Raw genomic sequence first — 16783 nt, 5'->3', positions numbered from 1 at the left:
AAGGTGAAGTGTGTCTAATCAACAGGGTTTTCGGTCTCTAAGCACTTTTAAAAAGGAACTTCATCGACTCAAATCTCTATTTGCAACAGTGCCGTTTCAGATGCTTGCTGCATTTGCAGAGTTTGAACGCTCCATGATCCGTGAGCGTCAAAAGGAAGGAATTGCAAAAGCCAAAGCGAAGGGCTTATATAAGGGAAGAAAGCGGAAGGTTGACTATGTTGAAATACGAAAAGCAATGGCTGAAGAAAATTCAACATTTAGAGGTGTTGCAGAAAAGTTTAAAGTAGGGATAGCAACAGTACAAAGAGCTTTAAAAGAAGAAACTAATAATCAATAAGGTTGATTAATGAAGACGCTTAGATATTCAAATTTAGAAAAGATCATGACCATTTATACTGAAATTTCTACTTATATTACATTTCATAATGCGACTGGTTTAACAGATATAAATAAATCAATGGAAGATTTTTGAACCGTACCGGGTTTGTCGGAGACCAAGCTTTCTGAGAGAATGTCCCGATGAAAAAAGTAAAATATACCCCTGAAATCAGAGAAAGAGCGGTTCAATTATTGATTGAATCCGAGAAAGATTATCCATCGAATTGGGCTGCGATCACCGCTATTGCTCCCTGAGCAGTATACTGCGCAAGGGTTGTACTCCTGAAACACTACGTGTTTGGTATCAAAAATATTTAGATAAACAAAATCCAGTTAAAGTACAGCAGCTTTCAGACCAAGAACGTATCAAACAACTCGAACGCGAAAATAAAGAACTGCAACGCGCCAATGAAATTCTACGTAAAGCAGCCGCTTTTTTCGCCCAGGCGGAGCTCGACCGCCCACACAAATAATGGTGGATTTTATCCATAATAATAAAGAGCTGTACGGAGTCGAGGCGATTTGTAGAATTTTACCGATCGCACCTTCAACCTATTACCGGACTCTAGATCTCTGTGAAAATCCAGAACATCGAGCAAAGCGAGATTTACATGACTTGCATCATGCTGAGGAGATTAAACGAATTTGGAAGGAAAGTTCAGGTCGGTATGGTGTACGTAAAGTCTGGCAAAAACTGAAACGTGAAGGCTATATTATTGCGCGCTGTACTGTTGCTCGATTAATGCAAAAGCTAGGTATAAAAGGTGTTTGGCGTGGTAAGAACAAACAAACCACCCGTAGCCGAGATGATCAAAAACGAGCGGATGACTTGGTAAAACGTAATTTTACTGCTGATCATCCTGACCAACTGTGGGTGAGTGACTTTACGTATATTCAAACAAATTCAGGCTGGGTTTATACTGCATTTATTATTGATGTGTTCTCACGAGCAATTGTTGGATGGAAAGTATCGACACGGATGAATACAGATATGGTGCTCGATGCATTGGAGCAAGCATTGCATGATCGAGGCATGCCAAAGAATGTGATTCATCATTCCGACAGAGGTGTGCAATATCTTTCCATTCGCTATACCAATCGTTTAGAAGCAGCAAATTTACGAGCATCAGTCGGTACAACTGGTGATTCATACGATAATGCTCTGGCTGAAACGGTGAATGGCTTATACAAAACAGAGGTGATTGAATATCTAAAAGCAGATTGGCAAGGTTTAGCGGATGTACAACTTGCGACACTAAATTGGGTAGATTGGTTCAATAAAGAGCGTGTACATAGTGCACTAGGTTATGTATCACCTTTTGATTTTGAAGCAATGTACTATGATAAGATTAACCCGTTAGGTCAGGTGGCCTAACTTAAATAAAAAACTCTCCGACAAACCCGGTACGGTTCAGTTGATTGAATTATAGGGGCTATCAATGCGAGTTGGAAAATCAAAAAAAGAAGCTTTGGCTTCTTTTTTTTTTGATCATCTATAAGTGCTTATACAACTGAGAAAATATAAAACACTTGAGAATTTTCTTAAGTCATACATTGTGACTTAAGAATTTGATAAAGAACATTGTATGAAATAAAAAAGAGAAAATCATAAATATTTGAAAAATAATAATAAATAAAATTGGCATGCAAGTTGCAATAATCTTATGGAGAATATGAGGATTTTGGTATGCAGCAACTCAATGTAGAACAGCCTCCTTGCTTTATTCATGTTACAGGGACTCAGCGTGACAAATATATCGAATTTGAATTTTCGATAGGTGATCCAGAGTTAGCTGTAGAAATGATTATGCCAGTCAAGGCTTTTGAAGAATTCTGCGCACACCATCAAGTACAGCACCTAAGTACGGATGATTTTGCAAAGATTGAATATGACCGCATGAAGTGGCGATTTGGACAGGCCGGTATTAGAGAATAAAAACTCTAGTCTTTATTAAAAAATCAGGAAGATTTATATGCAAATTGATATTAAAACATCTTCAGTTAAGCCTTTAAGAAATACTTATGCTTATATTGAAAAAAGATTTGGTGATAAACCAGCTTCACGTTATCAAGAAGCGACCTACGATATTCAGGAAGAAATTAATTTTCATTACAAACCTTTATGGCAGCCTGAATTTGATCTTTACGATAAGGGCCGTACTGTAATCCAAATGAAAGATTGGTACGTGCTTAAAGATCCTCGTCAATTTTATTATGGGGCTTATACCCAAACTCGAGCTAAACAACAAGAGATTTTAGAAAGTAATTTTACGCTTGTTGAAAAACACGATTTATTAAGAAATATTTCTGAAGAAATTCTAAACAAAGTAACGAAATTACTACTCCCACTTCGTCATTACGAATGGGGAGCAAATATGAACAACAGTTATATAACTGGTTATGCTTATGGAGCAACGCTTACCAATGCCACCATGTTCGCAACAATGGATCGACTTGGGACGGCTCAGTACTTAACGCGTGTAGGCTTACTTCTCGATAATAATCAAACAACTTTAATCGAGTTGGCTAAGCAAGAATGGTTGGTATCTGATTGCTGGCAACCTCTACGTAAGAATTTAGAAGAGATGTTCATCCTTGAAGACTGGGCCGAATTATTTGTTGCGCAAAATTTGGTTTTTGATGGATATATCTATCCATTTGTTCGCTATTTTATTGAAAATGAACTGCTTGAGAATGGTGCAACAGCATTCGATATGATTACGGTATTTATGTCTGACTGGTTTGATGAAACAACTCCGTGGATAAATTCAGTCTTAAAAAATATTGCTAATGAATCAGAAGAAAATCAGCAACAGCTTAAGACTTGGATTCAGAAATGGCAGGGATTAGCTCATGATTCCGTGAAATCTTTGATTGAAGGATTGAATTTAGAAAGTTTAGAAATCGAAACTTTTGATGAGCTTTTTGAGCAGCGCTTGGTCAAAATTGGTTTAAATCAGGGAGCAATTTAATATGTCAAAACATGTTTTTATTGCATTGCAAGCCAATGACGATACTCGCCCGATTGTTGAGGCAATTGAAAAAGATAATCCCCACGCATCGATTGAATATATGCCTGCACTGGTAAAAATCAATGCTTTGGGTTGCCTAGAAATAAGAAAGGAAACTGTAGAAGAAATCATTGGTAGGGAATGGGATCTTCAGGAAATTCACATTAATTTAATTAGTTTAGGTGGAAGCATAGATGAGACAGAAGATTATTTTAAAGTCGGATGGTTTCAATAATTAATTCAATCAATGGATTATTGATAGATAAGGTCGCATGGAGAGTAAAAATGAATATAAAGTTTAATGCAGATGCAAAGAAAAAATTAAGTTTGAAAGATAAATATGCGGTAATGACTCGAGATCTAGGATGGGATACGAGCTATGTACCTATGGATAAAGTTTATCCTTATGATCAGTTTGAAGGTATTAAAATTCATGACTGGGATAAATGGGAAGATCCATTCCGCTTAACTATGGACTCTTACTGGAAATACCAAGCTGAAAAAGAAAAGAAACTATATGCAATTATTGATGCGTTTTCACAAAATAATGGGCATTTAAATGTATCTGATGGGCGCTACATTAATGCAATTAAATTATTTTTAACTGCAGTTACTCCAATTGAATATGGTGCTCACCGTGGTTTTGCCATGCTTGGACGTCAGTTTAGAGGCGCCGGTACTCGAGTTGCATGTCAAATGCAAGCAATCGATGAATTACGTCATTGTCAAACTCAAGTTCATACTTTAAGCCATTACAATAAATATTTTAATGGTTTTCATTCATGGCCACAAAATTACGATAGAGTTTGGTATCTAGCTGTTCCTAAATCATTTACTAATGATGCAATGTCTGCTGGACCATTTGAGTTCTTGGTGTCGATTTCCTTCTCATTTGAATATGTGCTGACTAACTTGCTATTTATGCCATTTATGTCTGGCGCAGCCTATAACGGTGATATGGCTACAGTAACCTTTGGTTTTTCTGCCCAGTCGGATGAAGCACGTCATATGACACTGGGTCTTGAGGCGATTAAGTTTATTCTTGAACAAGATCCAGATAATGTCCCAATTGTTCAAAAATGGATTGATAAATGGTTCTGGCGCGGTTACCGCTTACTGACCTTGGTTGGTACGATGATGGATTACATGCTGCCGAAGAAAATTATGTCTTGGCGTGAAGGCTGGGAGATTTACTTCGAACAAAATGGTGGAACATTGTTTAGCGATTTAGAGCGATATGGTATTCGTATGCCTAAATACTGGGAAGATACTGTAAAAGAAAAAGAGCATATTACCCATCAGACTTGGGCAGCACTTTATCAATATTGCTGGGCAGCTGGTTTTCATACGTGGTTACCTAAACTAGAAGAGATGGAGTGGTTAGAAAAAGAATATCCTGAAAGCTTTAATGAAATTTATAAACCACGATTTGAAGAATGGAGAGCATTAGAGAAAGAAGGTAAGCGTTGGTATAACACTAGTTTGCCTTGTCTATGCCAGACTTGTCAGTTACCGATGATGTTTACTGAGATTGATAATCCAACAAAACTTCGACTACGTGAATCTGAATTTGAAGGTGAAAATTATCAATTTTGTTCAGATGGCTGTAAAGATATTTTTGATGATGAGCCCCAGAAATATGTGCAAGCTAATATACCTGTTCAGAAAATATTGAAAGGTGAAGGGGGCGGACCTGCACCTGAAGATGTTGTTAAGTGGGCACATTTTAATCCTGACTCAGATACTGGTGGTTATGAGGATTCCATGGATGCGAAAAATTGGACGGCATGGAAGGCTTAAAATAACCTTTTATATCTAAATAGTTAGTAAATTCAAATTTTTATAATAATAACGGTACTAAAGGAAATAGTACCGTTTAGGAGCTTATTATGCCTATCGTAGCCTTGAATGAGAATTACCGCGGTGAAGTTCGTGACAGCGCAGACAAATTTAATGGAAAAAAAGTCATATTTGTAGAGTGGCAGGAGCATCTGAGATTTTGTTCACCTATCGCACTTTTGGTTGATCAAAATATTACGATTAAATCTTTTATTCAGGATGTTTTGGGTTCTAGTTCTTTCGCTAGCCATGCAGATTGGAATGAGATTGACTGGAGTAAAGCTGAGTGGATTTTTAAGCAAAATCGTATTGATTTAAATGAGGAATCGACTTTCGAAAGTGCTGGAATAGGCCATAAAGCATTAATTTCTTTGCGCACACCAGTTTTATTAAATTCGTAAGGAGATCGCTGATGACGTATGAAGTAACAATTGAACCTTTAGGTCAAGTGATCGATGTTGAGGAAGGGCAAAATATTCTAGATGCTGCGCTTCGTGCGGGTATCTGGTTACCTCATGCCTGTTGTCATGGTTTATGTGCTACTTGCAAAGTTCAGGTGCTCGAAGGTGAAGTGGACTTGGGTGAAGCTTCTCCTTTTGCACTCATGGATATGGAGCGTGCAGAAGGTAAGGCATTAGCTTGCTGTGCCATTCCTCAATCTGATCTGACCATTGAAGTAGAAATTGATGAGGATCCAGACGCAAAAATTATTCCTCTACGTGACTTCGAAGCGACTGTCGATTCAATTGTTGAGTTAACACCAACAATTAAAGGCATTTTCTTGAAAGTCGATGAGGGCTTAGAGTTTCAAGCTGGGCAATATATCAATCTGTATATTCCAGGCTTGCCTGAACCACGTGCTTTTTCGATTGCAAGTGCACCTTCGGAAACCCACTTAATTGAACTGAATATTCGTAAAGTGCCGGGTGGAATAGGGACTTCTTGGTTACATGATGACCTGGAAGTGGGCCAGAAACTTAAATTCAGCGGTCCTCTAGGACGCTTCTATACCCGTCATTCTGATCCGAATCCAGTGATTTTTATTGCCGGAGGATCAGGTTTATCTAGCCCTAAATCTATGATTTTAGAGCTGCTTGAAAATGGCGATTCTCGTCAAATTACCTTGTTCCAAGGTGCAAGAAATCGTAGTGAATTGTACTATCAAAACTTATTTGAAGAATTAGCGCAAAAACATCCCCAATTTCGTTATTTCCCAGTCTTGTCTGATGAAGGTGAATCCAGTGATTGGCAAGGCGAACGTGGGTTTGTACATGAAGCCGCTATTCGTATTTATGACAATAATTTTCGTAATCACAAGGCCTACTTATGTGGACCACCTCCGATGATTGAAGCCGCTATTCGAGGATTAATGCGTGGCCGCTTATATGAGCGTGATATTCATATGGAAAAATTCTTAAGCGCAGCAGATGCAGCCAATCAGGCAACACGGAGCCCATTATTTAGAAATATTTGAGAGGTGAGGTTATGCACCAGATTCGATTAACAAATAGTGATGAACAGTTTTACACCAATAGTGGGAATAGCTTACTTGAAGGCATGCAGCGCTTGGCACGAAAAGGAATTCCAATTGGATGTCGGGGCGGTGGCTGTGGCGTATGTCGAGTTCAAGTTTTAAGTGGTAATTATCATAGCAAGAAGATGAGCCGAGAACATGTGAGTGAATGCGAGCAGTCACAAGGCATTGGTTTAGCTTGCCGCTTGTACCCTGAAAGTGATTTAGAAGTAAAAGTATTGGGATTAAAAAACTGCAAAAAAAAATTGCATGTAACTTAAAGGATGAAGTAGAGATGAATAATAAACCAGTTTCACGTCCGGGCCATGTCGCGCTCAGAGTTTTAGATCTAGATGAATCAATTAATCATTATGTCAATGTCATTGGTTTGATTAAAACTGGACAAGATGAACAGGGACGAGTCTATTTAAAAGCTTGGGATGAGCATGACCATCATTGCCTAATACTGCGTGAAGCGGACTCTCCTGGTATGGATTGTATGGCGTTTAAAGTCGTTAGCGAATCCGAGTTAAAACGTCTGGCTCAAGCCTTAGAAGACTATGGGGTTAGTATTGAATGGATTGCCGCCGGAACCAACTTAGCCACCGGTGAGCGTGTACGCTTTACTGCACCCACTGGTCATGTTTTTGAACTATATGCTCATAAAGATTTATATGGGAATGGCATGCCTACTACCAATCCAGGCGTACAAGCGAAGAATTTGAAAGGCGTGCATCCGAGCCGTTTCGATCATTGCGCGTTAATGGGTGAAGGAGTCGAGGCAAGTTACCGTCTATTTAAAGATATTTTAGGTTTTGACTTAGCCGAGCAAGTGCTGGATGGCGAAACCATGATGGCTGCTTTTATGTCATGTAGTAACAAACCTCATGATGTAGCCTTCATCTTTGCGCCAGATAAGGGAAAATTACATCATATGTCATTTTTTGTGGAATCTTGGGCGCAAGTTTTATCTGCTGCAGACACGATTGCCAATCATGATGTTTCTCATGAAATTGGGCCAACACGACATGGTATTACCCGTGGAGAAACATTGTACTTTTTTGACCCATCTGGTAATCGCAATGAAGTGTTTAGTGGCGGCTATATCTGGTATTCGGATCGTCCGACTTTAACATGGACTGCAGATGAACTACCGCGCGCGATTTTCTTTACTGAACGCAAACTCAGTGAAACTTTCTTTAATGTCATGACCTGATTGTCAAAAGAAATAATACAAAATGTGAGAATGAAAAATGAATATTAGTGTAAATCAAGAAATCGTCAATTCAATTAAAACCGGCAATTTCCTCACCAATTATCATGATGTAGGAGAAGGCTTTCCTGTGGTGATGGTGCATGGGTCAGGCCCAGGTGTTACCGCATGGGCAAATTGGCGTTTGGTGATGCCGGAATTAGCAAAAGACCGTCGTGTAATTGCACCAGATATGCTGGGTTTTGGGTATACCGAGCGTCCCGCAGGTGTGGTGTATAGCAAAGAACATTGGGTGCAACAGCTCAAGGATTTATTTGATGCACTGGATGTAAAACAGGCCGATCTGGTAGGGAACTCTTTTGGTGGCAGTATTTCATTAGCTTTTGCGATTGCTTATCCAGAACGAGTACGTCGTCTGGTTCTGATGGGGAGTGTGGGCGTTCCTTTTGAGATCACACCTGGATTGGATAGTGTTTGGGGTTATGAACCTTCATTTGAAAATATGCGAAAGTTGATGGATACCTTTGCCTATAGTAGAGAACTGGTCAATGATGAGCTGGCTGAACTGCGTTATCAAGCCAGTATTCGTCCTGGTTTTCAGGAATCTTTTGCTGCGATGTTCCCAGCACCCCGTCAGCGTTGGGTTGATGCTTTAGTGAGTCCAGAAGAAAAAATTCGTCAATTGCCACATGACACGTTGATTATTCATGGTCGTGAAGACAAGGTGATTCCTTTAGAAACATCGACTAAATTATTTGAACTCATCCAGCATGCTCAGTTACATGTGTTTGGAGAAAGTGGTCACTGGGCACAAATAGAACATAGTGCACGTTTTGCCAAATTACTTAGAGATTTCTTCAACGAATAAGTCTGGATTCTAAAAGCCTGTAGCAAGGTTGCGTACAGGCTAGCAAAAATATTAAGAAGGATTTGAAATGAAAATTAAGACCTTATGCTTAATTTCAGGGGCACTTGCGTGCGTATTTTCCGCAAGTATATATGCAACTGAAAACGGTTCAGACTCTTTTGCCTTAGGTGCAGAAGGACTTTTAGCAGGTGCACTTCCTCCACCTGGTTTATATTTACTGACCTATTACCAAAATTACACGGCATCCAACTTTGTTGGTTCTGATGGTAATACATTAATTCCAGACTTTGATATTGATGCCAAGGCTGTAGTGCCACGTTTAGTCTGGATGACGGAACAGCAGTTACTGGGTGGGCAATTGGGTTTTTATGCAGCCCAGCCTTTAGTTGATTTGCGTTTAAAAATGGCGGGGCAACGCGATCATAACAGTGGATTAGGTGATCTTATTTTTGCACCGATGCTCGGTTGGCATCAGGGCAATCATCATTGGGTTGCTGCGGTAGAAACCATTTTTCCTACCGGAGATTATGATCAAAATGATTTAGCCAATTTAGGCAAAAATTATTATACCTTCAGACCAATTCTTGCTTATACCTTTAGTCAGCCACAAGGTTGGGATATTTCAACCAAAATGTCATATAGCTTCAACACCGAAAATAAAGACACTAACTATCACTCGGGTGAATATTTTGCTGCTGACTATAGCGTGGGCTATAAGCTCAACCCGAATTTAACCCTTGCTGTGCAGGGCTACGCTTTTAAACAAACCCAATCCGATCAAGTTGAAGATATTGATATTGGTTTCCGTGGACAAGCCCTCGCTTATGGGCCAGGTATTCATTATCAAAAAGATGGCTGGGCTTTAGAAGCGAAGTACTTAAAAGAAACTGAAGTAGAGAACCGCCCTAAAGGTGATGCCACCTGGCTTAAATTTGTCTGGTCATTTTAAGGAAATAAGGATTGACAACGATGGATCACAGTTTATCAAAATGGGCAGATCAGCTCTATCAAGCAGAACAGAACCAGCGAGCGATTGCGCCTATTCGCGACCAACTCCCGGGAGGGTCGACTGTAGATACAGCTTACGCCATTCAAAATCTCAATACCGAAAGAGCCGTGAGTCAGGGTCGTCGTTTAGTGGGCCGAAAAATTGGTCTTACCTCAGCCGCAGTTCAGAAACAACTAGGTGTCGACTCGCCTGATTTTGGCATGTTGTTTGAGGATATGTGCTATCAGGATGGAGAGAGTATTACATTTCAACGCTTCATTCAGCCCAAAGTCGAAGCAGAAATTGCCTTAGTACTTAAACATGACTTAGACCAAAAACAGCACTCGATAGAAAATATTATTGCTGCCACAGATTATGCCGTGGCTGCGATTGAGGTGGTGGATAGCCGAATTGAAAACTGGAAAATCTCCCTTTTGGATACGGTGGCAGATAATGCATCGAGTGCGGCTTTAGTTTTGGGTAACCAAAAAGTCTCGGTAGATCAAATTGATTGGGTCAATTGCCGGATGAAAATGACCCATAAAGGCAACATCGTGTCTGAAGGACAAGGCAAAGCCTGTTTGGAAAATCCCCTCAATGCAGCTGTTTGGCTGGCAGATGAAATGGTACGTCGTGGTCGTCCATTACTGGCGGGTGACATCATTTTAACTGGCGCACTTGGCCCCATGGTGGGGGTACATGCAGGCGATGAGTTTGTGGTGGAAATTGACGGTTTTGATCCCGTCACCGCAGTTTTTTCCGCATCAACAGAATAAGGAACAAAAACAATGTCAAAAATTAAATGTGCCATTATTGGCTCGGGCAATATCGGTACCGACCTGATGATTAAAATCATGCGTAATTCCAAATTTCTGGAAATGGGCGCGATGGTGGGTGTAGATCCCAATTCAGATGGCTTGGCCCGTGCTGCACGTTTTGGTTTTGAGACCACTGCAGAAAGTATTGAAGGTTTGTTAAAACTGCCTTCATTTAAAGATATTAAAATCGTGTTTGATGCCACTTCAGCAGGGGCACATGCTCATCACAATCAAGTGTTGCAGCAATATGGCATTCAAGTCATTGACCTGACACCTGCAGCCATTGGTCCTTATGTGGTACCGGTGGTGAATCTGGATGAGCATCTGGATGCCCCGAATATCAATATGGTCACTTGTGGTGGTCAGGCGACCATTCCCATGGTACGTGCCGTGTCCAGAGTGGCAAAAGTGCATTACGCAGAAATTATTGCATCGATTGCGAGTAAGTCTGCCGGTCCGGGCACACGCGCCAATATTGATGAGTTCACCGAAACCACCTCGAAAGCCATTGAAGAAGTCGGCGGGGCGGAAAAAGGCAAAGCCATCATTATCATGAATCCGGCCGAGCCGCCATTGATTATGCGTGACACCGTGTATTGCCTGGCTGAAGCCGGTGCCGATCAGGACGCGATTCGCCAATCAGTCAAAGAAATGGCGGATGCAGTGCATGCTTATGTACCTGGCTATCGTCTGAAACAGGAAGTCCAGTTCGAAGAATTTAATGCAGACCGACCACTGAATATTCCGGGTCTAGGCAAACTGTCAGGCTTAAAAGTCTCTGTATTTCTTGAGGTGGAAGGCGCTGCACATTATCTACCCGCCTATGCAGGTAATCTGGACATTATGACCAGTGCCGCTTTGGCTGCGGCAGAACGCTTTGCCGAAACCCATTTAAGCAATACACAACAAGAAGAAATTGCGTAAGGAGAATTGAAATGTTTGATCAAGAAAGAAAAATCTATGTGTCAGATGTGACCTTGCGTGATGGAATGCATGCCATTCGCCATCAATATTCACTCGATCAGGTGCGTCAGATTGCCCGTGCTCTGGATGAAGCTGGAGTCGACAGTATTGAAGTTGCCCATGGCGATGGTTTGCAAGGCTCAAGCTTTAACTATGGCTTTGGTGCGCATACCGATCTGGAGTGGATTGAAGCAGTTGCTAGCGAAGTCAAACATGCCAAAGTCGCAACTTTGCTGCTTCCCGGTATTGGTACGGTGCATGACCTGAAAGCCGCTTATGATGCTGGTGCACGTGTGGTACGCGTGGCCACCCACTGTACTGAAGCTGATGTATCCAAACAGCATATTGAATATGCTCGATCACTCGGTATGGATACGGTGGGCTTCCTGATGATGAGTCACATGAATACACCGCAAGGTTTGGCCGAGCAGGGCAAGCTGATGGAAAGCTACGGTGCACAGTGCATCTATGTGGTGGATTCGGGTGGCGCGATGAATATGTATGACATCGCAGACCGTTTTAAAGCCATGAAAGATGTGCTCAACCCCGAGACTGAAACCGGTATGCATGCCCATCATAATTTAAGTTTAGGTGTAGCAAATAGCATCGTCGCTTTAGAGCATGGCTGTAACCGTGTTGATGCAAGTTTGACGGGGATGGGGGCAGGAGCAGGTAATGCACCGCTTGAAGTGTTCATTGCTGCAGTTGAACGTATGGGACTTAATCATGGCTGTGATGTTAAACGTTTGATTGATGCCGCTGAAGATATTGTGCGCCCGTTACAGGAACGTCCGGTACGTGTGGATCGTGAAACCTTGGCACTCGGTTATGCAGGGGTGTATTCAAGTTTCCTGCGTCATACTGAAACCGCTGCAGAAAAATATGGGCTTTCCGCCTTCGATATTTTAGTGGAGCTGGGTAAACGCAGAATGGTCGGTGGACAAGAAGACATGATTGTTGATGTAGCACTGAACATGCTGAAATCTCAACAAGCCAATTTTCAAGCTCAATAAGCTCATATTTAAAGTGGGTACATTTTACATAGAGATTCAAGACTTTGGGTCTCTATCACTCGAGCTTTGAGGTGATCATTTGAATCATTAAAGTGCCATGAAGAATAAAGTATCAATGGAATGATGCATTCTGAAAATATAATAAAATAAAAGGGTCAAAAAGATGAAGTTAGTTAGATTTAAAATTGGTCATGAAATTTCATGTGGCTTGGTTCTCGATAACGGGATTGTTGATTTTAATCAAACGGACTTACCCTATAAAGATTTACAGAGCATCATTGAACATGGTGCAGATGCCTTGGAAAAGGTTAAAGCCTATTGTGAGGGAGCTTCTCCTCATTATGCTTTATCAGAAGTGATTTTATTGGCGCCCATCCCTCGACCTGGTAAATTTTTAGCCATTGGGATGAACTATAAAAAGCATGCGGATGAAGCAGATCGCTTAGGCGTTGCCAAAAGTAGCCATCAAACGTGGTTTAATAAACAGATAAGCTGCATCAATGACCCCTTTGGTACGATTGATCCCGGGGTGACCCAACAGTTAGATTATGAGGTCGAACTAGGAGTCGTCATTGGGAAAAAATCAAAGTACCTCACCATAGAAAATGTTGATGATGCTATTTTTGGCTACTTGGTTGTAAATGATGTTTCTGCACGAGACTGGCAATTCCATACACCTACTTTCACGATGGGGAAATCTTTTGATACCCATGGTCCCATTGGTCCATGGATTGTGACTCGAGATGAAATTAAAGATCCTCAAACATTAGCGTTACGCTGTTATGTCAATGGAGAGCTTCGGCAATCGAATAATACATCTGAAATGATTCACAGTATTCATAATCAACTCATCTACTTATCGACAGCATTTACTTTGGAACCAAGCGATATAATTGCAACAGGAACACCTGAAGGCGTGGGTGTTGCGATGCAACCTCAGATATTTTTGCAAGAGGGGGATATTGTAAGGTGTGAAATTGAAAACATCGGTGCAATTGAAAACAAAGTGTCAGTTTAAACCGTGTTTGAAAATGGTTTGGCTTAAACTTTCGCTTGCTGAAATGACAAATTTTTATTCAGCAAGCTATTGAATAGCTAACCATACCAAGAGTACATCGGGGGGAAACCCTTCTATCATGAGCGAGTGACTTGCAAGGTGGTTATTTCGGTATGGTTTCACTGAATATTTTTTTATATTTATAACCGATTTGTGCTCGACTAATGCCGAGTAAACGCGCTGTCGCACATAAATTTCCTTCACAGCGCTCAATAGCGGCTTTCACAACTAGATTTTCTAACTCTTCTAAAGGGACTTTTTTATCTAGAAGCTCAGTAACAAAATCTTCCATTGGTTGTTTAACCGTTTCTGAGATTTTTCCCTCTAGATCCAATACTGCTATATTCTCATCCAGTAAAGTTGTATATGAAGGAGGGAATAGCATGGAGGCATCAATGAAGCTATCCTGCGAAGCTAGAATTATTCCTCTTTCAATGACATTTTCTAATTCTCGAATATTCCCTGGCCAATCATGAGATTGGAGTGCATGTATAGCTTTATCTGTTAAACCTTTAATACGTAAGCCTTCTCGAGCAGAGAATTTATCAATAAAGCACTCAGCCAAAGCTAAAATATCCTCCTTTCTCTCTTTTAATGGCGGAATGGATACTGGGAAAACATTCAACCGGTAATATAAGTCTTTTCGGAAAGTACCTTGAGCGACAGCTTCAGCTAAATCTACATTGGTGGCTGCAATAACCCGGACATTGACTTTACGTGTTTCGGTACTGCCTAGACGATCAATGTCACCTGACTGTAGTGCACGAAGCAATCGGGTTTGAGCTTTAAGGCTTAACTCACCTACTTCATCTAAAAACAAGGTGCCACCATCTGCGCGTTCAAATCGCCCTTCTCTTGACGTTTGTGCTCCCGTATAAGCACCTTTTTCAATGCCAAATAATTCAGATTCAATCAAGTCATTGGGTAGGGCACCACAATTTACCGCCACGAAGGGTTGTTTAGCCCGGGGGCTGGAGTTATGAATGGCATTTGCAAACACATCTTTTCCTACACCTGTTTCTCCTAACAAAAGTACGGTCACAGTACTTGAAGATGCTTTTTTTGCTAGCGACCAAGCTTCTTTAAAACGTGGTGAATTTCCAATGACATCGACTGGTAAAATAGGATGAGGCAATGATTTTCTTAAATCTTCGACCTGATCTTGTAAAATAAAAAGCTGTTCTACGATTGAGTCTGATTGATAATATTTCAGGTCTTCTGCTATATCATCCCATTCTTCAAGTGGCTTGCCTATGAAATGTGGGCCTAAAGGTGTAGTTTCTATCTGCTTATGTAGAATAAAGCGATTCATAATACCGCTTACATATCCAGTTGCATACCCTAGTTCACACCAGGCTACAGGAGAATGGTTAGGACCAAATAATTTTTTATGAAGATAATGGTCAAGAGAGTTTTTCCAAATACCATCGATATAATATTTTCCATTTGGAATATCTATTTGTATATCTTTTAATTCAACTTTTACCATGCCTTCTAATGCATGTAATAAGGTTCCTTTATGGAAAAGCTCTAGATCTGATAAATCCCGATAACTGGCCTTTACAATTTCTGCATCACGTAATCCAGCTGTATAACCAATTCGAGTTAAGACTCCTCGAGTACGTTCGATACCGAGTGTATTGATCAGTTCTTTTCTTAAAGCCATCAACGCTGAAGAATGCATTAAAACCATGCGTTCTTCATCTAACCAAATCTGTCCTGTTTCAAAAGAGAAACGTAGTCTCGATGAAATTTCGGAAATACCTGGTGAACTCTTGTCCCAATCCTTGAGACGAACCGTTTGAGCCATTTGAGTGTTCCTACAACTGATATTTATTATCTGTTCCTTGCATGTATTAGCATACGGGCTAAGAGGTATAAGTCAATTGCATAAAGATTAATATAAAAGGTTGCTCAAATTCCTCAAACTAATTGATAGGGCTTAACATCATCCGGAACAGTATTCACAAACAATTGAATAAAATGAACCGTACCGGGTTTGTCGGAGAGTCAATATTCTGAGAGACTATCCCGATGACAAAATTAAAATATACCCCTGAAATCAGAGAAAGAGCGGTTCAAAAAATTTGAAACCACCATCTTAATGATATACTCTAATTGATATACATTTAGATTGTGTTGTTTATAATGTTGATGCTTCGATTACCTGTAGAATTAGAAAAACAGTTAGATCAACTGGCTGAAAAGAGTCAAAGAACGAAATCATTTTTAGCCAGAGAAGCTATTTCTATGAGTATTGAGAGCTTATCGAAAAAATATATACATGAAAACAAAGGGTTAAGTTACATGAATATTAATCTATATGAAACTCTCGTTAAATTTTTTTCTACACCAGTTAATTTAGAAACTGAATCTAGAAAATCTAAATTTATTATGTTTAGTGAGGACGGAAAATTATTTGTTCACAATAACAAAGATAATATTCGCCCTTTAAGCACTGATGAAGTTGATAATTTTTATAAGATTTTTAAGGAAACTGGAAGTCGATCTCCATCAACCTATACCGATGTAACCTTCAACTCATCATATATTCTTGCTGCACTATCTCATTTAAAAGAACAAGCTATTATTTAAATAGCTTATACAAATAAAAAACCCCGGCATCCTAATCTGCACCCCGAAAGTTGGACACTCTTAGTCTAATTTGAAGGGTGCTTTTTAATGGCTAAATATTCTCAAGAATTTAAATTAAAAGTTGTGGAGCATTAGGTCTTTGTGCTCTTGCATGTCTTATATAGCGCCATCCTGGTGCTTATTTTTTATTATATGGAACTTCCTGTTCCTGACCATTCAATAATATGAAAATTCCAGTATGCCGCATAGCAGCAAAGGGCCGAGATTCACGTAAGCCTAGGCCTACAAAATAGCCTAAATTTTATCTACAGCAATTGGGGATAGTTTCGCAACCTAGATCCGCATGAAATGGAGATTGTCTACTAAATTGATTATTTTTTGATCAATTTTCCTGGCAAAATGTTACAGATCCGCTTAAAAGCTCACCAACTTATTACAAAAGCGGATTTCTACTGGTTTCTTGGTCATTACTGAATTTTTAAGTAATTGATTATTATATTAATATACAAGTGTTGTTATTCCCAAGT

At 40.1% G+C, this 16783-nt stretch carries 17 protein-coding genes, 1 pseudogene and 1 other annotated feature; of the genes and pseudogenes, 17 read left to right on the top strand and 1 reads right to left on the bottom strand.

Annotation, left to right across the window (positions count from 1 at the left end):
- Nucleotides 1-10 precede the first annotated feature (10 nt).
- From Aba26S_RS18555 to Aba26S_RS18480, 16 genes and pseudogenes are all read left to right on the top strand, one after another.
- Nucleotides 11-337 (top strand): recombinase family protein, encoded by a 327-nt coding sequence (locus tag Aba26S_RS18555; RefSeq protein ID WP_167541269.1) that lies wholly within the window; start codon nt 11-13, stop codon nt 335-337.
- Nucleotides 338-519: 182 nt separating this feature from the next.
- Nucleotides 520-1753: pseudogene (locus Aba26S_RS18550) on the top strand (IS3 family transposase).
- Nucleotides 809-925 (top strand) — a sequence feature (AL1L pseudoknot). Its footprint overlaps the pseudogene before it by 117 nt.
- 312 nt (nt 1754-2065) lie before the next feature.
- The gene (locus Aba26S_RS18545; protein ID WP_006581702.1) at nt 2066-2314 is read left to right on the top strand and encodes a phenol hydroxylase subunit; all 249 of its coding nucleotides are present in this window, start codon (nt 2066-2068) and stop codon (nt 2312-2314) included.
- A gap of 37 nt (nt 2315-2351) precedes the next feature.
- Entirely contained in the window at nt 2352-3350 is a 999-nt protein-coding gene (locus Aba26S_RS18540) for an aromatic/alkene monooxygenase hydroxylase subunit beta (RefSeq protein WP_033917440.1), read from the top strand.
- Between the two features lies 1 nt (nt 3351).
- A complete protein-coding gene (locus tag Aba26S_RS18535) occupies nt 3352-3624 on the top strand; it encodes an MmoB/DmpM family protein (protein ID WP_033917439.1) in 273 nt (90 codons plus the stop codon).
- Nucleotides 3625-3674: 50 nt separating this feature from the next.
- Nucleotides 3675-5189, top strand: a complete 1515-nt coding sequence (locus Aba26S_RS18530; RefSeq protein ID WP_033917438.1) for an aromatic/alkene/methane monooxygenase hydroxylase/oxygenase subunit alpha — start codon at nt 3675-3677, stop codon at nt 5187-5189.
- Nucleotides 5190-5278: 89 nt separating this feature from the next.
- Entirely contained in the window at nt 5279-5629 is a 351-nt protein-coding gene (locus tag Aba26S_RS18525; protein ID WP_033917437.1) for a phenol hydroxylase subunit P4, read from the top strand.
- A gap of 11 nt (nt 5630-5640) precedes the next feature.
- On the top strand, nt 5641-6702 hold the full coding sequence (locus Aba26S_RS18520) for an NADH:ubiquinone reductase (Na(+)-transporting) subunit F (protein ID WP_033917436.1): 1062 nt from the start codon (nt 5641-5643) through the stop codon (nt 6700-6702).
- 11 nt (nt 6703-6713) lie between these two features.
- Nucleotides 6714-7022, top strand: a complete 309-nt coding sequence (locus tag Aba26S_RS18515) for a 2Fe-2S iron-sulfur cluster-binding protein (RefSeq protein WP_033917435.1) — start codon at nt 6714-6716, stop codon at nt 7020-7022.
- A gap of 14 nt (nt 7023-7036) precedes the next feature.
- The gene (locus Aba26S_RS18510) at nt 7037-7957 is read left to right on the top strand and encodes a catechol 2,3-dioxygenase (RefSeq protein ID WP_033917434.1); all 921 of its coding nucleotides are present in this window, start codon (nt 7037-7039) and stop codon (nt 7955-7957) included.
- Between the two features lie 37 nt (nt 7958-7994).
- Entirely contained in the window at nt 7995-8822 is an 828-nt protein-coding gene (locus Aba26S_RS18505; protein WP_033917433.1) for an alpha/beta fold hydrolase, read from the top strand.
- A 67-nt stretch (nt 8823-8889) separates the two neighbouring features.
- The gene (locus tag Aba26S_RS18500) at nt 8890-9771 is read left to right on the top strand and encodes a transporter (protein WP_033917432.1); all 882 of its coding nucleotides are present in this window, start codon (nt 8890-8892) and stop codon (nt 9769-9771) included.
- A 20-nt stretch (nt 9772-9791) separates the two neighbouring features.
- Nucleotides 9792-10586, top strand: a complete 795-nt coding sequence (locus Aba26S_RS18495; RefSeq protein WP_033917431.1) for a 2-keto-4-pentenoate hydratase — start codon at nt 9792-9794, stop codon at nt 10584-10586.
- A gap of 12 nt (nt 10587-10598) precedes the next feature.
- Nucleotides 10599-11552: an acetaldehyde dehydrogenase (acetylating) gene (locus Aba26S_RS18490; RefSeq protein ID WP_033917430.1), complete on the top strand. Its 954-nt coding sequence runs from the start codon at nt 10599-10601 to the stop codon at nt 11550-11552.
- Nucleotides 11553-11563: 11 nt separating this feature from the next.
- On the top strand, nt 11564-12604 hold the full coding sequence (gene dmpG, locus Aba26S_RS18485) for a 4-hydroxy-2-oxovalerate aldolase (protein ID WP_033917429.1): 1041 nt from the start codon (nt 11564-11566) through the stop codon (nt 12602-12604).
- A 163-nt stretch (nt 12605-12767) separates the two neighbouring features.
- Complete coding sequence (locus Aba26S_RS18480; RefSeq protein WP_033917428.1) at nt 12768-13622, top strand: fumarylacetoacetate hydrolase family protein; 855 nt, start codon at nt 12768-12770, stop codon at nt 13620-13622.
- A 142-nt stretch (nt 13623-13764) separates the two neighbouring features.
- Here Aba26S_RS18480 and Aba26S_RS18475 read toward each other — a convergent pair whose 3' ends face one another.
- Nucleotides 13765-15471, bottom strand: a complete 1707-nt coding sequence (locus tag Aba26S_RS18475; protein ID WP_042892674.1) for a sigma 54-interacting transcriptional regulator — start codon at nt 15469-15471, stop codon at nt 13765-13767.
- A 338-nt stretch (nt 15472-15809) separates the two neighbouring features.
- On the opposite strand from Aba26S_RS18475, the gene Aba26S_RS18470 reads away from it, so the two are divergent.
- Nucleotides 15810-16256 carry a ribbon-helix-helix protein, CopG family gene (locus tag Aba26S_RS18470; RefSeq protein ID WP_016658834.1) on the top strand — a complete coding sequence of 149 codons (447 nt, stop codon included), beginning with the start codon at nt 15810-15812 and terminating at the stop codon, nt 16254-16256.
- The last annotated feature ends 527 nt before the right edge of the window (nt 16257-16783 follow it).

Origin of the sequence: Acinetobacter sp. NBRC 110496 (assembly GCF_000876115.1) — a bacterium.
Classification (GTDB): Bacteria; Pseudomonadota; Gammaproteobacteria; order Pseudomonadales; family Moraxellaceae; genus Acinetobacter.
This window is presented reverse-complemented; position numbering and strand designations above follow the sequence as displayed.

What these genes read in the sequence shown, in the direction of transcription:
- Aba26S_RS18545 (WP_006581702.1), top strand. Translation starts at nt 2,066, where the DNA reads ATGCAGCAACTCAATGTAGAACAGCCTCCTTGCTTTATTCATGTTACA.
- Aba26S_RS18540 (WP_033917440.1), top strand. Translation starts at nt 2,352, where the DNA reads ATGCAAATTGATATTAAAACATCTTCAGTTAAGCCTTTAAGAAATACT.
- Aba26S_RS18535 (WP_033917439.1), top strand. Translation starts at nt 3,352, where the DNA reads ATGTCAAAACATGTTTTTATTGCATTGCAAGCCAATGACGATACTCGC.
- Aba26S_RS18530 (WP_033917438.1), top strand. Translation starts at nt 3,675, where the DNA reads ATGAATATAAAGTTTAATGCAGATGCAAAGAAAAAATTAAGTTTGAAA.
- Aba26S_RS18525 (WP_033917437.1), top strand. Translation starts at nt 5,279, where the DNA reads ATGCCTATCGTAGCCTTGAATGAGAATTACCGCGGTGAAGTTCGTGAC.
- Aba26S_RS18520 (WP_033917436.1), top strand. Translation starts at nt 5,641, where the DNA reads ATGACGTATGAAGTAACAATTGAACCTTTAGGTCAAGTGATCGATGTT.
- Aba26S_RS18515 (WP_033917435.1), top strand. Translation starts at nt 6,714, where the DNA reads ATGCACCAGATTCGATTAACAAATAGTGATGAACAGTTTTACACCAAT.
- Aba26S_RS18510 (WP_033917434.1), top strand. Translation starts at nt 7,037, where the DNA reads ATGAATAATAAACCAGTTTCACGTCCGGGCCATGTCGCGCTCAGAGTT.
- Aba26S_RS18505 (WP_033917433.1), top strand. Translation starts at nt 7,995, where the DNA reads ATGAATATTAGTGTAAATCAAGAAATCGTCAATTCAATTAAAACCGGC.
- Aba26S_RS18500 (WP_033917432.1), top strand. Translation starts at nt 8,890, where the DNA reads ATGAAAATTAAGACCTTATGCTTAATTTCAGGGGCACTTGCGTGCGTA.
- Aba26S_RS18495 (WP_033917431.1), top strand. Translation starts at nt 9,792, where the DNA reads ATGGATCACAGTTTATCAAAATGGGCAGATCAGCTCTATCAAGCAGAA.
- Aba26S_RS18490 (WP_033917430.1), top strand. Translation starts at nt 10,599, where the DNA reads ATGTCAAAAATTAAATGTGCCATTATTGGCTCGGGCAATATCGGTACC.
- dmpG (WP_033917429.1), top strand. Translation starts at nt 11,564, where the DNA reads ATGTTTGATCAAGAAAGAAAAATCTATGTGTCAGATGTGACCTTGCGT.
- Aba26S_RS18480 (WP_033917428.1), top strand. Translation starts at nt 12,768, where the DNA reads ATGAAGTTAGTTAGATTTAAAATTGGTCATGAAATTTCATGTGGCTTG.
- Aba26S_RS18475 (WP_042892674.1), bottom strand. Translation starts at nt 15,471, where the DNA reads ATGGCTCAAACGGTTCGTCTCAAGGATTGGGACAAGAGTTCACCAGGT.
- Aba26S_RS18470 (WP_016658834.1), top strand. Translation starts at nt 15,810, where the DNA reads ATGTTGATGCTTCGATTACCTGTAGAATTAGAAAAACAGTTAGATCAA.